Source organism: Brevibacillus sp. NSP2.1, from assembly GCF_000470975.2.
GTDB lineage: Bacteria > Bacillota > Bacilli > Brevibacillales > Brevibacillaceae > Brevibacillus > Brevibacillus agri.
Map to the genome: position 1 here is coordinate 1,156,659 of NZ_CP048274.1, position 17,588 is coordinate 1,174,246.

Genomic DNA, 17,588 nt, shown 5'->3' on the forward strand with positions numbered 1-17,588 from the left:
GAAGATGAAGAAAATCTCTGCGCAACAGCATCCATTAGCGGGGTCTCTTTAAATGGTTTAGGGCTTTCTGTAACCTATTCCAAAGTAAATAATCGTTACAATAGAACAAGTGCAGGAGAGACGGTAAATTGAGCCGAAAATTGACTTACTTGTTATCCCTCATTGTACTTTCCCTGATTGTATTTTTGGGTGTCAGCGGGATACTAAAGACTGATGAGCCTTACTTGAGCTTAATGGCAACGGTTATTGCGGTTCATTTAGTATTAGACAAGTTATTGAAGGAGTGACTATATTTTATTCTTAGTCATAAGCACGGGCATATTGCTCGTGCTTATTTGGTATCGGCACAGAGGCATCCGAGACGTTGATCGTCGGCGACAACCTGTTCACCGACATTGAAGCCGGGGCAAACAGTGGCCTGGACAGCCTGCTCGTCCTGACAGGCTATTCGACGCGGGAAGAAGCTGCCCGCCACGCGGTGCAGCCGACGCATATCGCCAAAGACTTGCCGGAGTGGCAGCTACGCATCTCGCTCTAGGCACTCTTCCTGCTGCTTCTGGCGATGGGCAATCCGGCTGGAAGCAGCAGCGGCAATCGCTCCGACGAGGTCGTCCAAAAACGTGTGGACGCCGAAGCGTTTGTCGTTGAGCTGGGCCAGCTTGCCGTGTTTGAGCTTGTCGACGTAGCCGAAGTTGGTAAAGCCGATACTGCCGTACAGATTGACGATGGCAAGCGCCATTACCTCATCCACGCCGTAAAGCGGCTCGTCCGTTTCGATAATTTTTTGAAGCGGCGGCAGCAGTTGTTTTTGCTCCGCGAGCATGTCCAACTGGATGCCAGTCAGAAGCGCATTTTGCACCTCGCGCTTTTTCAGCACGGCCTTCACGCTGTCCAGGCACAGCTCCATCGTCAGGTCGGGGACGTATTTCGTTTGCAAGAAAAACACAATCTCGGCGATGTCATCGAGGGAAACGCCGCGTTTTCCCAAAAGCCCGATGACCACCTCCAGGCAGCTCTCGCTGTTGAGCGGATGCTCGATCATCTAGGTTTTCCTCCTTTTCCGGCGATCATGAGTTCTTCTAGTATCTGCATCCAGATAGGCACCTATCCCGGTTTTGCGACATACAATGCGCCAAGAGAAGGTGTGCAAGGAGGATGGACCCGTATGGAGGAAAAAGAGCTGCTGCAGGAGCGATATGGCTTCCAGTTGCAAAACTACCGCGTGACGGGCGCCAGCAAGGTGCTCGAAACCGACCAGGGCCTGTATTACATGTTCGAAGCGCCTGCCGGCTATCGGTACAAAAGCAAGTTCGTCGAGCGCGTGCGCAAGCATTTGAGCCAGCAGCAAGACATCCGCATGCTGAAGCTGGTCAAGACCACTGGCGGACAGTCCCATTTTGTCGAGGACGACCAGCTTTACTATTTGTATCGCGGAGTGCGCGAGGCCGTTCCGGACAATGCGCCCTATGCAAGCGGCCAGTCGCTGGCGCAATTTCATCAGGCTACGAAAAATTTTTCCGGAGACAAACTGTTTATTCCGTACAGCTCGCTGGGGAACTGGCCGAGCACGTGGCGCAGAAAGCTACGGCATTACAACGAGTACCGGGATGAATTGGACGAATCGGACGTCGAGCTGACGCCGATGGATGAGCTGCTTTTGACCTGCTATACGTACGTGCATCAGCTCGGGGAAATCTCGGTCCAGTACTTGCAGGAAGCGGGCTACGACAAAGTCGTGAAGGAAACGGCCGGGCTTGGAAAAGTAGCCTACCAAAATTTTGACCAAGGGTATATGCTATGGAATGAGAAGGATGTACGCCTGATGGCGGGGGAATGGAACTGGGTTCTCGACATGCGGGCTCGCGATCTGGGGCAATGGCTGAAAGCCGAAACGAGACGCAACGGCTGGAATGACGAAGCCACGATCAACTTTTTCGAGGGCTACAACAGCGTTGCGCCGCTGCTTTCCGGGGAGTACGCCGTGATCTACGCGCTCATGCTCTATCCGGGCCGCTTTTTAAAGCTGGTGGAAGCCTACAAGGAGCTTCCGCTGGAGGAGAAGCAGGAAGTGAACGTGGAAGCGTGGCAATCCCAACTGGAAGACGAGCTGGCGAAAATGGAAGAAGGACTCCGGCACTATCCCCGTCTGGTCGAAGAGCATTACGGCGTGTCCATTCCACAAATTGATTGGCTGTGGAGGCAAAACAATGAGCAAGCCACAAGTATTCGTCACGAGGAAACTGACCAATGAAGTCATAGCCATGCTGGAGACAGTAGCCCATGTCAGCGTGTGGGAGGGAGATACTCCAGTGCCGCGCGCGAAGCTTTTGGAAGAGATCGAGCAAGCGGACGCGGTGCTGACCATGCTGACAGAACGGGTGGATGAGGAGCTTTTGCGCCGTGCGAAGAAGCTGCGCATCGTTGCGAATATGGCTGTAGGTTATGATAATATCGACGTGGCCGCCTGCAAAAGACGAGGGGTCACGGTGACCAACACGCCTGACGTGTTGACAGAGGCGACGGCGGATTTGGCGTTTGCGCTGCTCTTGGCGACTGGCCGCAGATTGACGGAAGCGAACCGTTTTTTGCTCGCCGGAGAATGGACCTCGTGGAGCCCGTACCTGATGGCCGGGCAAAGCGTGTACGGAACGACCTTGGGCATTATCGGCATGGGACGGATCGGCGAGGCGGTTGCCCGGCGAGCAGCAGGCTTCAACATGCGCATTTTGTATCACAACCGCAATCGCAAGGAAGAGGCGGAGGCAAAAACGGGAGCGCGGCTGGCCGGGCTGGATGAGCTGCTCCAGGAGTCGGACTACGTCGTGCTGCTGACGCCGCTGACAGAAGAGACGCGGCATTTGATGGGGGGAAGAGAATTTGCCCTGATGAAAAAGTCGGCTGTCTTCGTGAATGTGTCCCGGGGCGGCACCGTCGACGAAGCCGCCTTGTACGAGGCTTTGGTTTCCGGACAAATATGGGCGGCGGGGCTGGACGTATTTAGACAGGAGCCGGTTCCGCTCGACCATCCGCTTTTGTCCCTGCCAAATGTAGTCGCACTCCCGCATATCGGCAGCGCCACGATCCAGACGCGAGATGAGATGGCACGGCTGGCGGCAGCCAACATCGTCGCTGTGCTGAGCGGGAAGGAGCCGTTGACCGCGCTATGAGCACTGTGTTGATCCTGGCGGCGGGGCTGTTGCTTTTGGCAGTCGTAGCGGCTTCCGCTATAGCCTTGCATGTCACCTGGCGTCTGACTCATCCCGTGCGCAAGCCGATCGACATGGACCCGCAAGACTTCGGGATCGAGGGAGCGGAGGCGGTGGTATTCCCAAGCAGAGAGCCGGGGATTTCACTGGCGGGCTGGTATCTGTCCGCTACCCAAAATGGGCGAACGCCAAATGGCCGGACAGTGATTTTTGCCCACGGCTACAGCCAGAACAGGCAGGAGCCGCATCTGCCCGCGCTGGCGCTCGCCGCAAAGCTGGTGCATGCCGGCTATGATGTGTTCATGTTCGACTTCCGCAACAGCGGCCAGTCCAGCCCATCGTTGACCACGATCGGGTTGCGCGAACAGCAGGATTTGCTCGGCGCCATAGATTTTGCCGAAGCGAAAAAGCCGGGACAGACGATCGGCCTCATCGGCTTTTCCATGGGGGCAGCGACGTCGCTTCTCGTCGGCGGGGCGGACCCAAGAATTGCGGCTGTTGTGGCAGACTCTCCGTTTTATTCGCTCAGGGAATATTTGGAGGAAAATTTGCCGCAATGGACGGGCCTGCCGCGCTTTCCTTTTAGCTGGCTGATTTTGACCTTGAGCCCGGTATTGCTCCGCGCGAATCCGCGCCATGTCAAGCCGTATGAAATCGTAAGCCGCGCGAAAAAGCCGATCATGTTCATTCATGGGACCAAAGACTCGACTGTGCCCGCGGAAAACAGCAAGCGGCTGCACGCGTTGGCACAGGATGAGGACTCGCAAATTTGGCTCGTTCCGCACGCCGGGCACGTGCGCAGCTTCGCTTTGCTTCCGGATGAGTATGCGGAGCGGGTCATTGCCTTTTTGGAAAAAGGGATGAGAAAAGCAGGCAAGAGCGCGGGAGCATTCGCCCTGCGAAAATAAAAAAAGCAGCTACGCCGAAGACGGTAGCTGCTTTCATGGCTGTGCGCCTGGATTAAAATACTTGTTGCACTTCTTTGATGCCTGGGATTTCTTCCACCAGTGCGCGTTCGATCCCTGCTTTCAGGGTGATGGTGGAGGAAGGGCAACTGCCGCATGCACCCATCAGGCGCAGCTTCACGATGCCATCTTCTACGTCAACAAGTTGTACGTCACCGCCGTCACGTTGCAGGTAAGGGCGCAGTTTATCGAGAACTTCTTGTACTTGATCCATCATATCCATGTTACATTCACTCCTTTCCAACTCTCCTTTATTATAATCGTACGCTGGCGATAAATCCATGGCTTACATGCCCTGTTAGCACTTTCACGCCAGAAGTATAATCAATGTGAACCGCATGGACTTTTTGCAATAGCAGCATGTTATAATGAAAAAGCAAGTACTTCAACATAAGGAGTCAGATTTTCGTGAACGTATTTCGCAATGTGAAGGAACTGATTGGCAATACGCCAATCGTCGAAATTACACAGTTTGAGCTTCCCGAGGGAGTACGCTTGTTTGCCAAGCTGGAATATTTTAATCCAGGCGGCAGTGTGAAGGACAGACTGGGCATGGAATTGATCCGCGCCGCTGAAGAAAATGGCCAACTGAAGCCAGGGGGCACCATTATCGAACCGACAGCAGGGAATACAGGAATTGGTGTGGCACTCGCCGCTGTAGGAACCGGCTATAAAGTCATTTTTTGCGTCCCGGCCAAGTTTTCCGAGGAAAAGCAGGAGCTGATGCGCGCGCTTGGAGCCGAGGTTGTGAATACCCCGACCGAGCTGGGCATTAAAGGAGCAATCGCCAAGGCACAGGAGCTGGCCGCGTCGATTCCAGGCTCGTTCGTGCCGCAGCAATTCGCAAATCCGGCGAACCCCGACGCCCACTACAAGACGACAGGCCCGGAAATCTGGAGCCAAATGGACGGCCAAGTGGATGTGTTTGTCGCAGGTGCCGGGTCCGGCGGTACATTCATGGGCGTAGCCCGCTATTTGAAGGAGCAAAATCCGAACATTAAGACCGTGATTGTGGAGCCGGAGGGTTCGATCCTGAACGGGGGAGAGTCTGGTCCGCACAAAACGGAAGGCATCGGCATGGAGTTTTTGCCGCCGTTCATGGACACCAGCTACTTCAACGCGATTCACACCATTCTCGATGTGGAAGCATTCGATCTGGTCAAGCAGCTCGCCGCCAAAGAAGGCTTGCTCGTCGGCAGCTCTGCCGGAGCGGCGATGGCAGCGGCTCTGCGCGAAGCGAGAGAAGCAGCCCCAGGCACGAACATCGTCACCTTGTTCGCCGATGGCAGCGAACGCTATCTGAGCAAAAAAATTTACCAGGGAGGAATCTAAGATGCGCATCAAAACTCGGCTGATCCACGGCGGAATCCATGGAGATCCACATACAGGGGCGGTTTCCGTTCCGATTTACCAGGTGAGCACGTACAAGCAGGAAGCAATCGGCGTTCACAAAGGCTTTGAATATTCCCGTACCGGCAACCCGACGCGCCACGCGCTGGAGACGTACATTGCAGAAATCGAAGGCGGCGCCCGCGGCTTTGCTTTTGGCTCCGGCATGGCGGCATTGTCCACGATTCTTTCCCTGTTCAGCAAGGGCGATCATCTCGTAGTCGGCGACGATGTGTACGGCGGTACATATCGCGTAGTGACCCGCGTCTTTTCCCGCATGGGCCTGGAAGCAAGCTACGTCGACACCAGCAATCTGGAAGCGGTAGAGGCAGCCATTCGCCCGGAAACAAAAGCGATCATCATGGAGACGCCGACCAACCCATTGCTGAAAGTAAGCGACATTCGCGCGCTGGCGGACATCGCCAAAGCAAAAGGCGTACTGCTCGTCGTCGACAACACGTTCATGACGCCATACTGGCAAAATCCGCTCGACCTGGGCGCAGACATCGTGTTCCACAGCGCAACGAAGTATTTGGGCGGCCACAGTGACGTCGTCGCAGGTCTGGTTGTCGCCAAAGATGCACAGATCGGAGAAGACCTGCATTTCGTGCAAAACGCGATCGGCGGCGTCCTCGGCCCGCAAGATTCCTGGCTGCTTCTGCGCGGCATGAAAACGCTTGGCATTCGCATGGAAGAGCACGAGCACAATGCGCGCACATTGGCAAAATGGCTGTCCGAGCGCAGCGACATCAAACGGGTCATCTATCCGGGCTTGTCCAGCCACTCCGGGCATGAGCTGATTCAAAAACAAGCGCGCGGCTTCGGCGGCATGATCTCGTTTGACGTCGGCAGCGCTGAACGCGCCGATGAAGTTTTGGCAAAAGTGAAGTATTACACGCTGGCTGAATCGCTGGGAGCTGTCGAAAGCCTCATCAGCGTGCCTGCCCGCATGACACACGCCTCCATCCCGGCAGAGCGCCGCGCCGAGTTGGGCATTACGGACGGCTTGGTGCGCATTTCTGTAGGGATCGAAGACGTGCAAGACTTGATCGAGGATCTCGACCAGGCGCTGTCTTAATCCCGCAACACATCTCGCACAGCGACGGACCCGAGAGGAGGCGGATGAGATGAGTGTGGAAATCAAGGTGTTTGGAACCGAACAGCTCTGCGCAAGCTGCGTCAATTTGCCATCGGCCAAAGAAACGGCAGAATGGCTGCAGGCTGCTCTGTCCCGCAAATACGGCAGCGGCAGCATCCGCATCGTGTACAGCGACTTTCAACACCCGCAGACAGACGATGACAAAAGCTGGGCGACACGCATCATTGAGGAAGATTTATGGTATCCGCTTGTCGTAATTTCCGGGGAAATTGTCGGCGAGGGAAATCCTAAGCTCAAAGACATTTACGAAAAGCTGGAAAGTATGGGCGTCACTCCGCTGGCTGCGCAGACTGAAAGCGAATAGGCCACCGCCCAAGGCTTGCTCCGATTAAGGAACCGATCAGATGGTGATATCTGGTCGGTTTTTTGCGTCGCTGATTAGTTGGGGGCTTTTCGACGGGTGGGGAAGGATGTTTTTTTGCTTGGCTGCCAGCCCTATAAGCAACTGTCAACCCCTCAAGAACTGTTGGCGAGGAAATCTACCGTTAGCACCTTGTGCATCTTACGGCAGGCAATGCCCCGCTGCACGAAGAAGGCCGGCCGCTGGCTGCTCGCCGTGTGCCCGTCGGCTGCTCGCTGTGTGCCCGTCGGCTGCTCGCTGTGTGCCCGTCGGCTGCTCGCTGTGTGCCCGTCGGCTGCTCGCTGTGTGCCCGTCGTATGCTCGCCGTATGCCCACTCCATGCTCGCCGCCACTGGTTAGCCCGCCCGGAATAGAGAGTTTTTACCTCTTTGTATTTGATTCGTAAACCATTTGTAACGAAAAAAAGCGGCTTCGTCCTATAGTTGTCTATGTAGTCAAGAACAACCAGGGAGGAAAAAACAATGAACAAAAAATGGATGAAACCAGCCGCTTTTCTCGTATTGGCAGGAGTGGTAGGCGTAGCAGGACTGAATCTGGCAGGTACGAAGGCAGCGCATGCCGCCTCTGAAAAAGGCAAACTTTTCGCAGCAGCAGACGAATTGAAGCTCGACAAAAACACCTATGTCATCGACGTGAAGTCCGCTGATGTAAACGGAGATAAGCTAGAAGATACAGTCTTTCTGGTCGGACAAAAAGAGAAAGCCGACGACATTTACGCGTCCAACATGAACATCGTCGTGCAAGACGGCAAATCGAAGACATACAGCGCAACAGACATCAAGGAGCTGGGCGGCTACGAAGGCGAGCTGACGCTCGTAGACTTCACCGGAGATCACGTAGCCGATGCGTTCGTGAAAACAGCGACGGGCGGCAGCGGCGGCATCTACCATCACGTGATCGCAACGTTTGCAAACAACAAGCCAACCGTCATTTTTGGCGAAAAGGAAAACGAAGGCATCCGCTACGAAGGCAAGTTCGTGAATGGCTTCAAGGTGGAGGGAAAAGGCGCTCAGTTGGACAAGCCGTTGAGCATTGACGTAAGTGCCAACCAGGATGTTTACATGGCGGCCAAGCTGTACGACAAAGCCGGAAAAGTGCAGGCAGACGGCGAGGACGTAACCGTATATTCGTATCCGTTTGGCTCGCTGACGCCAATCGACATGGACGGAAACGGAACCTATGAACTCGCAGGACAACAACGAATCGTGGGCATGAACAACACGGATACCGTTTCCCGCATCAACTCCGTCTGGGGCTACCAGGGCGCAGGCAAATGGAACCCGTGGGAAGTGGAATACTCCACCTTCCTGGTAAAACACCCAGGCGAAGCGATCAACACGACGATCGAGAAGTAAGCTTGTTTGTTTGCAGCAAGATCAAAGAAGCGTCCCCTTTTCCAGAAGGAAGAGAGGATTTTTTTGTGTAGGCTGTCTTGTTCTACTGTCCGCTGCACGCTCATATCCTTCATTGGAACAGCCCAAACCAAGGAGGACGAGCAGATGGAACAGCTAATCGCCCGCTTTTACGAACTGAAAGAAATCCAAAAACAGGTAGAGGATGAACTTGGCGCGCTGCGAAGCAAGCTGATCGACACCTACGCGGAAGCCGGCAGCGCCGAGGAAGGCGACTTCAAGCTGTCGATCAGCTACCAGGAACGCCGGGAATACAGCGACGACCGCCTCTACAACTCCTTGCCCGACCCGACCCTCTGGCGCCTCATGTCCCGGGCCGACACCGGGAAAATCGCCAGCCTGCTCAAGCTGAACGTCATCCATGAGGGGATATTGGAGGGGACGTATGAGCAGAAGAAGGTGCCGGTTTTGCGGGTGCAGAAGAGGTGAGGAAGAAAAGTCAATTGAATACAGACAGGAGGACCGTCAGACAAAGTGCTGGCGGTCTGTTTTTTTGCTCGCATTGCATTTCGGGCTGTAGAAAGTTTTATAGTTCTAAAATCCTATATATGTAATCGTTGTTCGTGACTTTTTGTCCATTGTTAAAGAATGGAAACAATCCGATATCTGTGGTGATGGGTTTTAATTCCTTTTTATATATACATTGGATGGTAGAACAGCAAAGCAACAAACGGAACAGCAAGAATCCTCCAATCTATATAGGACCGATTGCGGAGAGGAGGAAAATGATAGCCATTCTTTGATTTGTTCGTCACTGACAGGTTGTCCGTCTTTTGACAACGAATAACCGGGTATAGGTCTTCCTCCGTGATAAACGCGAGGTTTTTGGGAGGCTTTGTTTTTTCGGTAATAGTAGGTTGCTTCCAGGATGCCGACAATACGTAGCACTAGTTTGGCTGTGTACCCCAGCTGTATCCACTTGTCGGCTATATCCATTTTGTCCGATAAGCTGGGTTCACCTTTTTTACAAGATCACGAAGGATCGCGATTTCCAAGTCCTTTTCTCCCAGTAATTTCTTCAGTTTATCATTCTCCGTTTCCAGTTCCCGAAACTCTCCTGGACTTGGTGTATAGCTTGTTACAGCTTTAGCTTCGGAAGACGTATTCTGCCAATCTGCGTGTTTGGAGTCACGTATCCATCGATACAGCATTTTAGGGTCTATCCCATGCCGTCTGGCTACTTGACTAGCGTTTCCTACTTCGTGGGCTTCCTGGATCAATTGTTGTTTGAACTCGATTGAATAGCGTCTCCGTTGCATAAAAATATCCCCCTCTGTTCTTCTGATATCAGCTTAACAAGATAAGGGGGTATGACTCAAATCCAATTTTGGGGCTTAAAAGTTACAGTGAGGCCTGGCTATTGGGGATGGATTGATTACGGTGCATATACAGAGACTTGGGAAGGTGACTACTATTATGTAACGTCCACATGTAATATTAAAGATAATACCAAAATAAAAGTAATGGGACCAAAATATAAAGCCAAGATGGCTAGAAGCGAACCTTTTAGCTACTGATAGGGGTAAGTTATTTCAATGCGTATCAAATTACTGTTTACTTTTTTACTCCTAATTCTTTTCGGTGCCTTATTAGGTTGTCAAGAGGATACATCAAAGCAGCAAAATAAAGAGATAATTATTGAAGATACAAAAGTTCCTAATGGACTATCTAAAGTAACTAAAGATAAAGAAGTGGAGTCGGTTACAATACTAGAATCACCAAAAAATGCCTCTTCCCCTTCTGAAGCAGTAACATACCAATATAAAGTTACTTTTAAAGATGGAAAAAGTGCATTTCCTCAAAAAAATGATATCGTTTTCGAATCAACTCTTGGTGATACCAGTATTGTTGCTATACGTTCCCCTGAAGGCGAAACTAATTATACAGTTTTTCTTTATGAGTACAATAATACCAAAAAATGGGTTATTGATGGTTTTTTAAGATTACAGGGTGGTACGGGGTTTATGAATAAAGAAGGCTTAGATTTGTCAATGGATAAATTTAATGCATTAAATCTCAAAATACCGAAAAAAAACAAAAAAATTTGGGCATTTGCTAATGAAAAAGAGATAGTCACGATTGCCGTATATAATCGTTTTCCTTTTGTTGAAACAAATGATCCTGAAAAAATTACTTTAACCAATAAGAATGAAGCATATGTCTCAAAAGAAAATTTAAAAAACAGCTATTTGTATTATTTTGATTCTGGAAAACTAATAGTTGTATGCGGAAATATTGGCAAACAAAACATTATTAATCTAGCAAATTCATTGCCTTCTGTTAATTCTGCATTTTTCCCTAGCCCTAAAGAAAATTAAACAAAACAACCACTTACAAGTGGGCTTTAAACTATGAAAACTCCCCATCTCTAACCACAATTAGAAGATAGGGAGTTTTTTATATCAGAATAAGCTTCGCCTTATGCCTTCAATGAATCCATAGAAAAATCCCTTTTGGGGAGTAGTATTGCGACCAACTCGACGGAAAATAAAGTACGAGGGGAGCAAACCTAAAAATAACAGTTAATGGTAATCCAACATTAGAAATACCTAGTGACACTAATATCGTGTCTTAACTCAACGAGCTGCTGTTCGCAGCCGATATGGTATATATATCCTTTCTATTCACCCGGAAAAGAGCGTGAAAACATGAACCACGAGCTGTTTCAGCCGACGTTGAAGCCAAATGTCGACTACGAAACCAAATCGTACAATCTGACCCATTACCTCCTGGCTGTCTTCCTCGGAGGCTTGCTGCCAGCGATCGTGCTCGGGATTAAAAACGCAGGCTGGCTGCGGATCAAGCCGCTTTGGAGCTATGTGATTGCGGCAGCAGGCGTTGCCGTTTTCTTCTTCGCAACAAGGTACGCGCATTTTTTTGCGATCGGCACCGGAATCATGTATTACTTCCTGATGAGAGGCAAGTACCGCATTCATATGAGGCTTTACGCGAAGACGGAGCCGATCCTGCCGGAAGCTGTTTTATATGCGTTGCTGGGCAAGGCCGTAGAGTGGTTTTTCGCAGCAAAAGGAGTGCAACTGTTCCATGGAAACTGAAGCGTTGCAAAATTCGCGACATTATCAACTGGGCAAGCATTACTACGACATGAAGCGCTATGAGCAGGCCAGAGAGCATTTGCGCGAGGCGCTGGCGGAAGTGCCGACCAATCCGACCGTGCTTTACATGCTGAGCTACTGCGAGTTTCAACTGGACAATGACGAGGCAGCCTACGAGTTGTGCGTGGACGTGCTGCAAAAAGGGATGGTCACGGAGTACGTGTACCAGTTGCTCGGGCTGATTTTGCAGTCGCAAAAAAAGTGGTACGAAGCCGAGCAGGCGCTGCTGCAAGCTCTCGCTTTGAACCCACAGGAGCCGGGGATTATTGCGACCTACGCGTACCTGATGTTCCACACGGGACACGTGAAAAAAGCAAGGCTGCTGATGGCGGAAGCGCAGCGCCTGAACCCGAACGACAGCACGGTGCTGCACTACCAGTTTTACATCGACTTGATTGCCAGCAACAAAAAGCAGCAGCGCAAAACGCTGGAGACGTATGTGGAAGTCGCGGACGACGAGCTGTACAAGCTGATAAAAATCGGGGAAGAGGCGTACTTTCGCGACGATTACAAAACCGCAAAGGAAAATCTCATCCAGGCGTTTTTGCTCGATCCAACCAATGAGCGGGTCAAAGAATTGCTCGATGCGATCGACAAGGAGACGCACATCGTCTTTTGGCCCAATCGGCTCGTAGACAAGCTGGGTGGCCCGATCGGGATGTGGGTAGTTTTTGTTGTTCTTCTGTTTCTCATCAGCTACCTTGCCCCGTTTGCGGTCGGGTACTTTATCGTCTGCTGGATTGTGTTCGGGATTTACACGTGGATCTCGCCGCTAGTTTATAAACTTGTGTGTAAAGTGAGGAGTCAGTAAGTGGACAAAATCGATGTGCTTTTGCATATGACAAAAAGCAACCCGGAAAACGCTTCGGCGTGGTATTTGCTCGGGCTGGAGTACGCCGCGACGGGCAAAAACAACGAGGCACTGCAAGCGTTCACGGAAGCGCTGCGCTGCAACGATCCGGCGCTTACGCCGCAAATCATCGGGGAGCTGGGCAAGCTCTCCCTCGCGCCGACGCCAGCTTCTGCGCCTGTACAAAGCGAGCCAGCCGTTTCAGGGGAGGCGACAGCCCGGAAATCGGGGGTTGTAGCGGTGCATGAGATCGAGCATGCAGAACTGCATGAGACGGTGCGCGAAGCGGCGGCAGAAAACAAATCCGAAGCCACGGCCGACGACATAGCCGGAAACAAACCCGAAGCCGCGGTCGATGACATAGCCGGAAACAAAGCCTCTGCCGCGGCCGACGACAAAGCCGAAAAAGTACCCGTCCTCGCAACCACCCGGCCCCCGTCCGCCAGCCATGCCCAAGGGCCGGGCAGCGAGCGGCCATTTCAAGTCATCTCTGGCGGGCAAGCGGGGAAAAGAGACAGGGAAGCGACGCCGATTACGTTTGCCGATGTGGGCGGGCTGCATGCGGTGAAAAACGCGATCCAGATGAAAATTGTGAAGCCGTTCGTGTCTCCCGGACTGTTCGAGCGATTCCGGAAAAAGGTCGGGGGCGGCATCTTGCTGTACGGCCCTCCCGGCTGCGGAAAGACGTTTATCGCCAAAGCGACAGCGGGCGAATGCCGCGCCCGGTTTATCCCGATTCACGTCTCGGACATTCTCGACCCGTATATCGGGGTGAGCGAGCAAAATTTGCGGGAGGTGTTTGCGTCGGCGCGGGCGACCAAGCCGAGCGTGCTGTTTCTTGACGAGATGGATGCCATCGGCTACAACCGCAGCCGATCTTCGACGGATACGATGCGGGCCGTGATCGACACGCTCTTGACCGAGATCGAAGGCATCGAAACCAATACGGACAAAATGCTTATCATCGGGGCGACGAACATGCCGTGGGACGTGGACCCTGCCTTCAAGCGTCCGGGCCGCTTCGACAAAATGATTTTTGTCTCGCCGCCGGATGAAGAAGCGCGCGCGACCATTTTCCGCATCAAGCTGCACGAGCGGCCGATCGAGCAGATCGACTACGCGCTTTTGGCAAAAGAAACCGACCTGTACTCCGGCGCAGACATCGAAAACGTCGTCGAGCTTGCTACAGAAGAGGTCATCACCGAGATTATGCGCACGGGCGTAGAGCGGCCACTCACTATGAAGGACTTGAAAAACGCGATCCAGTCGACGCAGCCGTCCACGATCGACTGGCTGCGCACGGTGAAAAACTACGTCAAATACGCAAACCAGGGCGGTCTGTACAACGATGTAGAATCGTTTTTATCCCGCTACAAGCGGATTTAACGACACGACACCAACAGCAAAAGCTTATTTCCCGCGTGCGTGATCGGAGCGCGAGGAATAAGCTTTTTTCGTCTCGAGATAAGGACAACGAAGGCGGGACTTCGCCAAAAAAGAGGGGGCAACCGAGCGTGCAGACGCCCTCTCATGCTTGCTTACCCTCCGGCAGGCAGGCGAAAGGCGCGAGAGGCGCAAGAGGCGCAAGAGGCGCGAGAGGCGCCAGCGGGCTTCCTGTAGACCCGTCCGCAGCCGCCGTCCATTGCCTTTTCTTATAGCCAGGCCCGCAAAGGCAGCACAAAAAATCAATCCGCACATCAAGACGGTCCCCGTGAGCGAAGGCATCGGCAATGCGGCAATCTCGATCCATCCGAACGTCGCGCAAAAAAACATCAAGGAGCAGGTTTCGGCGGTATTGGCGGATGACCTGTCCAAATACCGGGTAGCGTTGCCGGAAACGTTCCACGTAGAGATCGCCTTCCGCGAGCATTACTTGGCGTATCGCGGCTCGTTCTACCCGGGCGCGAAGCAGACGGGAGCGAAAACCGTCGAGTACGAATCGAACGATTACATGGACGTGCTGCGCTTTCTGTTTTTCGTCCTGTAGGGTGCGAACCGTAAAAAAGGGGAGCTGTTCCAAGGCCGTTTACGCCTCGGGGGACAGCTCCTTCATCATTTGGCTTCAAAACTTTTTGATCCAAAAAGAAAACCTGTTTGACCAGTTGGCCAACAGGCTTGACGATTATCCCATATGTTTTTTGTACATCCAGAGCTGTCCGCTTTTGATGACGCGGGCCATCTGACCGACCAGGGAGACTTTTCCCATGCTGGCAAAGCCTTCTTTTTTGCCGAGAGAACCGAGGAAGCCTTTGTGCTTGAGCGGTGGCAGAGAAGCCGGGTATTCTTCGCCTTTGATGTCTTTTTTCAGCATCAGGGCGATCTGATCCCCTTGAATCTCGGCTGTCTGGGCACTCGGCGCAGTGATCGTGCTCGCACAGTCGCCTACGACGTAGACGTTTGGATGGGTAGGAATCTGGTGATACTGATTCAGCTTGGCTCGTCCGATGTTGTCTGTCTCGATCGGCAGGGCGCGGACGATGCGGTTGGCCTGAATGCCGGCTGTCCAGACGATGACATCGCTTGGAACCGGCTGGTTATGGTTGTACACGACGCCAGGCTCGACTCCGGTGACGTTGGCCATGGAGACAAGCTGTACCTCGTGCTCGATAAACCATTGGGAAGCGTATTCCTGCAGTTTTTTCGGGAATGGGCTCAAAATGCTCGGGCCACGGTCGATGATCCGCACATTCAGGTCAGGACGGCTTTCGCGCAGCTCTGCCGCCATTTCCACACCGGAGAGACCACCACCCACAACGGTAACCGTACCATATGGATTTACATTATTGATTGCCATGTATGTGTTGCGGGTAGCTCCCATGGTTTGGATCGAGCAAGTAAACTGATCTGCACCAGGGATGTCATGGTAACGGTCCTCACAGCCCAATCCGATGACGAGCCAATCGTACGAGAGGGCGTCCCCGTTCGCAAAGTTGACGACCTGCTCGTCCAAATCCACTGCGGTAACTTCGCCGTATTTGACGGTCAGGCGAGGATCGCTTGGAAAATTGACCCGCAAGTGGGCTTCCGGCGTAGTGCCCGCGGCCAGAGCGTAGTACTCTGTTTTCAGGCCGTGAAACGGCATACGGTCCACAAGGGTAATAAACACGTCGTCTGGTAAATCAGGGGACAGGACTCGCTCGATAATACGAAGACCCCCGTATCCTCCACCAAGGATCACAAGTCGTTTCATAGAAGGTCTAGTCCTTTCTTATGTCCGTTTTTTACAGCACCCATTCTATTTTTAGTCTCTTTCCGTAAAAATGCAAGCAGAATCTTTTTCCCGTTTTCTCCGCTGGATTTTTGGAAAAGTCGCGGTACAATAAAGTACGTGACGATGTCGGTATAATCGGTAGGTGAACATAGATGAAACCATTGGTAGAATTTTGCGCGAGCAACGTTTCTTCCTACACGCAGCCCGTCGTAGATGCGCTGGAAAACGACCCCGAGCTGGATGTGGATGTTCTCGAATACGGCTGTCTTGGCTACTGCGGAGAATGCTACATGGAGCCGTTCGCACTGGTGAACGGCAAACTGTTGAAAGCTCCGTCAGCCGATGAATTGCTTGCGAAAATCAAGCACTGCTTGCGCGAGGAAGAAGAGATGCTGGACGCAGATTTTCCTCTGTAAGCTGTTTTCTTAGGATGTTCATTGAGGCCCGCGAACAAACGCGTGTGCCCGGTAAATAAAAAAAGAAGCTGATGCCTGTTGGTGGCGGGCATCAGCTTTTTGGCGTTTTTAATGTTCTTTGATGACGTTGTAGAAGGTGTCGCGTTCCAGAGCGCGTTTGCCAGCGCCTTTAATCAGCCAGACCAGTTCATCGACAGTCAGTGCCTGCTGGGTGAGGGCCCCTGCCGAGTGACTGATGCGCTCCTCGATCAACGTACCGTGCGCATCGGAAATTCCCATCGTCAGCGAAAGCTGGGTCAACTGTGTCCCAATATTAATGAAGTAAGCCTTGATGTGCTGGAAGTTATCCAGCATGAGGCGGCTGATCGCCATCGTTTTCAGGTCGTCGATCGCGGAGTTGCGGCGCTTGATCCCGGCCGTTGCCTTGATCGGCTGAACGGCGAGCGGGATGAAGACCATGAAGCCGTTCGTCTCGTCTTGCAGTTCGCGCAGGCGCAGCATGTGAATGACGCGCTCTTCCAACGTTTCGATGGAGCCGTAGAGCATGGTCGTATGTGTTTTCAAGCCCAGTTCGTGAGCGGTGCGGTGAACTTGCAAGTACATGTCTGTGCTCGCCTTTTCCGGGCTCATTTTCATGCGGTAGCGCTCAGTCAAAATCTCGGCGCCGCCGCCCGTCAACGTTTCCAGTCCGGCTTTTGTCAGCTCCTGCAATACTTCGCGAATGGAGAGGCCAGAGATGCGGGAGAAGAACTCGATTTCAGCCCCGGTGTACGCTTTGATGGTGACATCGGGATAAGCCTGCTTCAAAATGCGAACATTGTCCACGTAGTATTCGAACGGCTTGTGCTGATTGTGGCCGCCTACGATGTGAAATTCACGGATACCCGGATGGAAGCGGGTTTCTACATAATGAAGCAACTCTTCCTTGTTCATTGTGTAAGCACCCTCGTCGCCTTCATCGCGACGGAATCCGCAAAATCTACAGTGAGCTTCGCAAACGTTTGTCGGGTTGATGTAGAGATTTTGCAAAAAGTAAACCTTATCTTCGTTTTTGCGATAATTGACAATGTTTGCCAACTGTCCAATCGTCAGGAGATCGTTGGAGTTAAACAGAGTAACGCCGTCTTCCAATGTCAGGCGTTCACCGTGCAAGACTTTTTCCGCGATTCCGGCGAGTGATTTGTCTTGGATGGCAATCGTATCAAGCGCCATTCCAAACACTTCCTTTCTAGATCGAATGGTAAGGGATAAGAGCTGTACATCCAGGCCATACCCACTCAAAAACGTTCCTTGGGGGTGGAGAAAGCTCTAAGAAAAAGGGAAAATCTCGGGCAACAAGGCATCTATATTATAAACCTGTTAGTATGTACGAACAATAACATAAGTTCTCCAACTCTCTCTTGTAAAATTCTAACATTTATCGCCATTTTTTTGCGGGAATTTTGGGGAATGTGGGAAATTTTGTTTGCGAAATCATAGCCGTTCTTGTAAAATATAGTAAGA

The 17,588-nt window shown here is 52.2% G+C and carries 20 protein-coding genes and 1 pseudogene; 15 read left to right on the forward strand and 6 right to left on the reverse strand.

Going from position 1 to position 17,588, the window contains the following annotated elements; all coding sequences use genetic code 11:
* Window positions 1-340: 340 nt before the first annotated feature.
* Window positions 341-538: pseudogene (locus tag M655_RS05635) on the forward strand (HAD hydrolase-like protein); the annotation flags it as partial.
* On the opposite strand, the gene M655_RS05640 reads toward M655_RS05635, so the two are convergent.
* The gene (locus M655_RS05640) at window positions 521-1,042 is read right to left on the reverse strand and encodes a phosphatidylglycerophosphatase A family protein (protein ID WP_025843829.1); all 522 of its coding nucleotides are present in this window, start codon (window positions 1,040-1,042) and stop codon (window positions 521-523) included. The pseudogene M655_RS05635 and the gene M655_RS05640 sit on opposite strands and share 18 nt — an antisense overlap.
* A gap of 123 nt (window positions 1,043-1,165) precedes the next feature.
* Here M655_RS05640 and M655_RS05645 point away from each other — a divergent pair, with 123 nt between their 5' ends.
* Genes M655_RS05645 through M655_RS05655 form a run of 3 tightly spaced genes read left to right on the forward strand, consistent with a single transcriptional unit; the run spans window position 1,166 to window position 4,114 of the window.
* On the forward strand, window positions 1,166-2,251 hold the full coding sequence (locus M655_RS05645; RefSeq protein WP_026558114.1) for a YutH/CotS family kinase-like spore coat protein: 1,086 nt from the start codon (window positions 1,166-1,168) through the stop codon (window positions 2,249-2,251).
* A complete protein-coding gene (locus M655_RS05650) occupies window positions 2,208-3,167 on the forward strand; it encodes a 2-hydroxyacid dehydrogenase (protein ID WP_026558115.1) in 960 nt (319 codons plus the stop codon). Before M655_RS05645 ends, M655_RS05650 begins: the two co-directional genes overlap by 44 nt.
* The gene (locus tag M655_RS05655) at window positions 3,164-4,114 is read left to right on the forward strand and encodes an alpha/beta hydrolase (RefSeq protein WP_026558116.1); all 951 of its coding nucleotides are present in this window, start codon (window positions 3,164-3,166) and stop codon (window positions 4,112-4,114) included. The genes M655_RS05650 and M655_RS05655 overlap by 4 nt, the downstream gene beginning before the upstream one ends.
* Window positions 4,115-4,166: 52 nt before the next feature.
* Here M655_RS05655 and M655_RS05660 read toward each other — a convergent pair whose 3' ends face one another.
* On the reverse strand, window positions 4,167-4,388 hold the full coding sequence (locus M655_RS05660; protein WP_005836042.1) for a NifU family protein: 222 nt from the start codon (window positions 4,386-4,388) through the stop codon (window positions 4,167-4,169).
* A 191-nt stretch (window positions 4,389-4,579) separates the two neighbouring features.
* Between M655_RS05660 and cysK the strand changes: the two genes are divergently transcribed.
* From cysK to M655_RS05675, 3 genes are read left to right on the forward strand one after another with little or no spacing between them, the layout of a single operon-like run.
* Window positions 4,580-5,503, forward strand: a complete 924-nt coding sequence (gene cysK, locus M655_RS05665; protein WP_026558117.1) for a cysteine synthase A — start codon at window positions 4,580-4,582, stop codon at window positions 5,501-5,503.
* A gap of 1 nt (window position 5,504) precedes the next feature.
* Window positions 5,505-6,638 (forward strand): bifunctional cystathionine gamma-lyase/homocysteine desulfhydrase, encoded by a 1,134-nt coding sequence (locus M655_RS05670; RefSeq protein ID WP_026558118.1) that lies wholly within the window; start codon window positions 5,505-5,507, stop codon window positions 6,636-6,638.
* Window positions 6,639-6,687: 49 nt separating this feature from the next.
* Window positions 6,688-7,023, forward strand: coding sequence for a YuzD family protein (locus M655_RS05675; protein WP_005836047.1), 336 nt, complete (start codon window positions 6,688-6,690; stop codon window positions 7,021-7,023).
* A gap of 152 nt (window positions 7,024-7,175) precedes the next feature.
* Here the strand turns inward: M655_RS05675 and M655_RS05680 are convergent, their stop codons facing one another.
* On the reverse strand, window positions 7,176-7,412 hold the full coding sequence (locus M655_RS05680; RefSeq protein WP_026558119.1) for a hypothetical protein: 237 nt from the start codon (window positions 7,410-7,412) through the stop codon (window positions 7,176-7,178).
* Window positions 7,413-7,541: 129 nt separating this feature from the next.
* Here M655_RS05680 and M655_RS05685 point away from each other — a divergent pair, with 129 nt between their 5' ends.
* Both M655_RS05685 and M655_RS05690 read left to right on the forward strand, forming a co-directional pair.
* Window positions 7,542-8,435, forward strand: coding sequence for a YybI family spore inner coat protein (locus tag M655_RS05685; protein ID WP_005836049.1), 894 nt, complete (start codon window positions 7,542-7,544; stop codon window positions 8,433-8,435).
* Between the two features lie 144 nt (window positions 8,436-8,579).
* Window positions 8,580-8,921 carry a hypothetical protein gene (locus M655_RS05690; protein ID WP_005836051.1) on the forward strand — a complete coding sequence of 114 codons (342 nt, stop codon included), beginning with the start codon at window positions 8,580-8,582 and terminating at the stop codon, window positions 8,919-8,921.
* 497 nt (window positions 8,922-9,418) lie between these two features.
* Here the strand turns inward: M655_RS05690 and M655_RS05695 are convergent, their stop codons facing one another.
* Window positions 9,419-9,751, reverse strand: a complete 333-nt coding sequence (locus M655_RS05695; RefSeq protein WP_286085975.1) for a transposase — start codon at window positions 9,749-9,751, stop codon at window positions 9,419-9,421.
* A 276-nt stretch (window positions 9,752-10,027) separates the two neighbouring features.
* Here M655_RS05695 and M655_RS05700 point away from each other — a divergent pair, with 276 nt between their 5' ends.
* From M655_RS05700 to M655_RS05720, 5 genes are all read left to right on the forward strand, one after another.
* Window positions 10,028-10,810 carry a hypothetical protein gene (locus tag M655_RS05700; protein ID WP_026558120.1) on the forward strand — a complete coding sequence of 261 codons (783 nt, stop codon included), beginning with the start codon at window positions 10,028-10,030 and terminating at the stop codon, window positions 10,808-10,810.
* Window positions 10,811-11,140: 330 nt separating this feature from the next.
* Window positions 11,141-11,548 (forward strand): hypothetical protein, encoded by a 408-nt coding sequence (locus tag M655_RS05705; protein ID WP_005836395.1) that lies wholly within the window; start codon window positions 11,141-11,143, stop codon window positions 11,546-11,548.
* Window positions 11,538-12,419 (forward strand): tetratricopeptide repeat protein, encoded by an 882-nt coding sequence (locus M655_RS05710; RefSeq protein WP_005836397.1) that lies wholly within the window; start codon window positions 11,538-11,540, stop codon window positions 12,417-12,419. The genes M655_RS05705 and M655_RS05710 overlap by 11 nt, the downstream gene beginning before the upstream one ends.
* Complete coding sequence (locus M655_RS05715) at window positions 12,420-13,844, forward strand: AAA family ATPase (RefSeq protein WP_026558121.1); 1,425 nt, start codon at window positions 12,420-12,422, stop codon at window positions 13,842-13,844. It begins immediately after the preceding gene.
* Window positions 13,845-14,169: 325 nt separating this feature from the next.
* Window positions 14,170-14,445, forward strand: coding sequence for a M55 family metallopeptidase (locus M655_RS05720; RefSeq protein ID WP_007785736.1), 276 nt, complete (start codon window positions 14,170-14,172; stop codon window positions 14,443-14,445).
* Between the two features lie 135 nt (window positions 14,446-14,580).
* On the opposite strand, the gene M655_RS05725 is transcribed toward M655_RS05720, so the two are convergent.
* Entirely contained in the window at window positions 14,581-15,648 is a 1,068-nt protein-coding gene (locus M655_RS05725; RefSeq protein ID WP_007785734.1) for an NAD(P)/FAD-dependent oxidoreductase, read from the reverse strand.
* 173 nt (window positions 15,649-15,821) lie between these two features.
* Here M655_RS05725 and M655_RS05730 point away from each other — a divergent pair, with 173 nt between their 5' ends.
* Entirely contained in the window at window positions 15,822-16,085 is a 264-nt protein-coding gene (locus M655_RS05730; RefSeq protein WP_005836405.1) for a DUF1450 domain-containing protein, read from the forward strand.
* Window positions 16,086-16,193: 108 nt separating this feature from the next.
* Here the strand turns inward: M655_RS05730 and mqnE are convergent, their stop codons facing one another.
* Window positions 16,194-17,297: an aminofutalosine synthase MqnE gene (mqnE, locus tag M655_RS05735; RefSeq protein WP_005836406.1), complete on the reverse strand. Its 1,104-nt coding sequence runs from the start codon at window positions 17,295-17,297 to the stop codon at window positions 16,194-16,196.
* Window positions 17,298-17,588 lie beyond the last annotated feature (291 nt).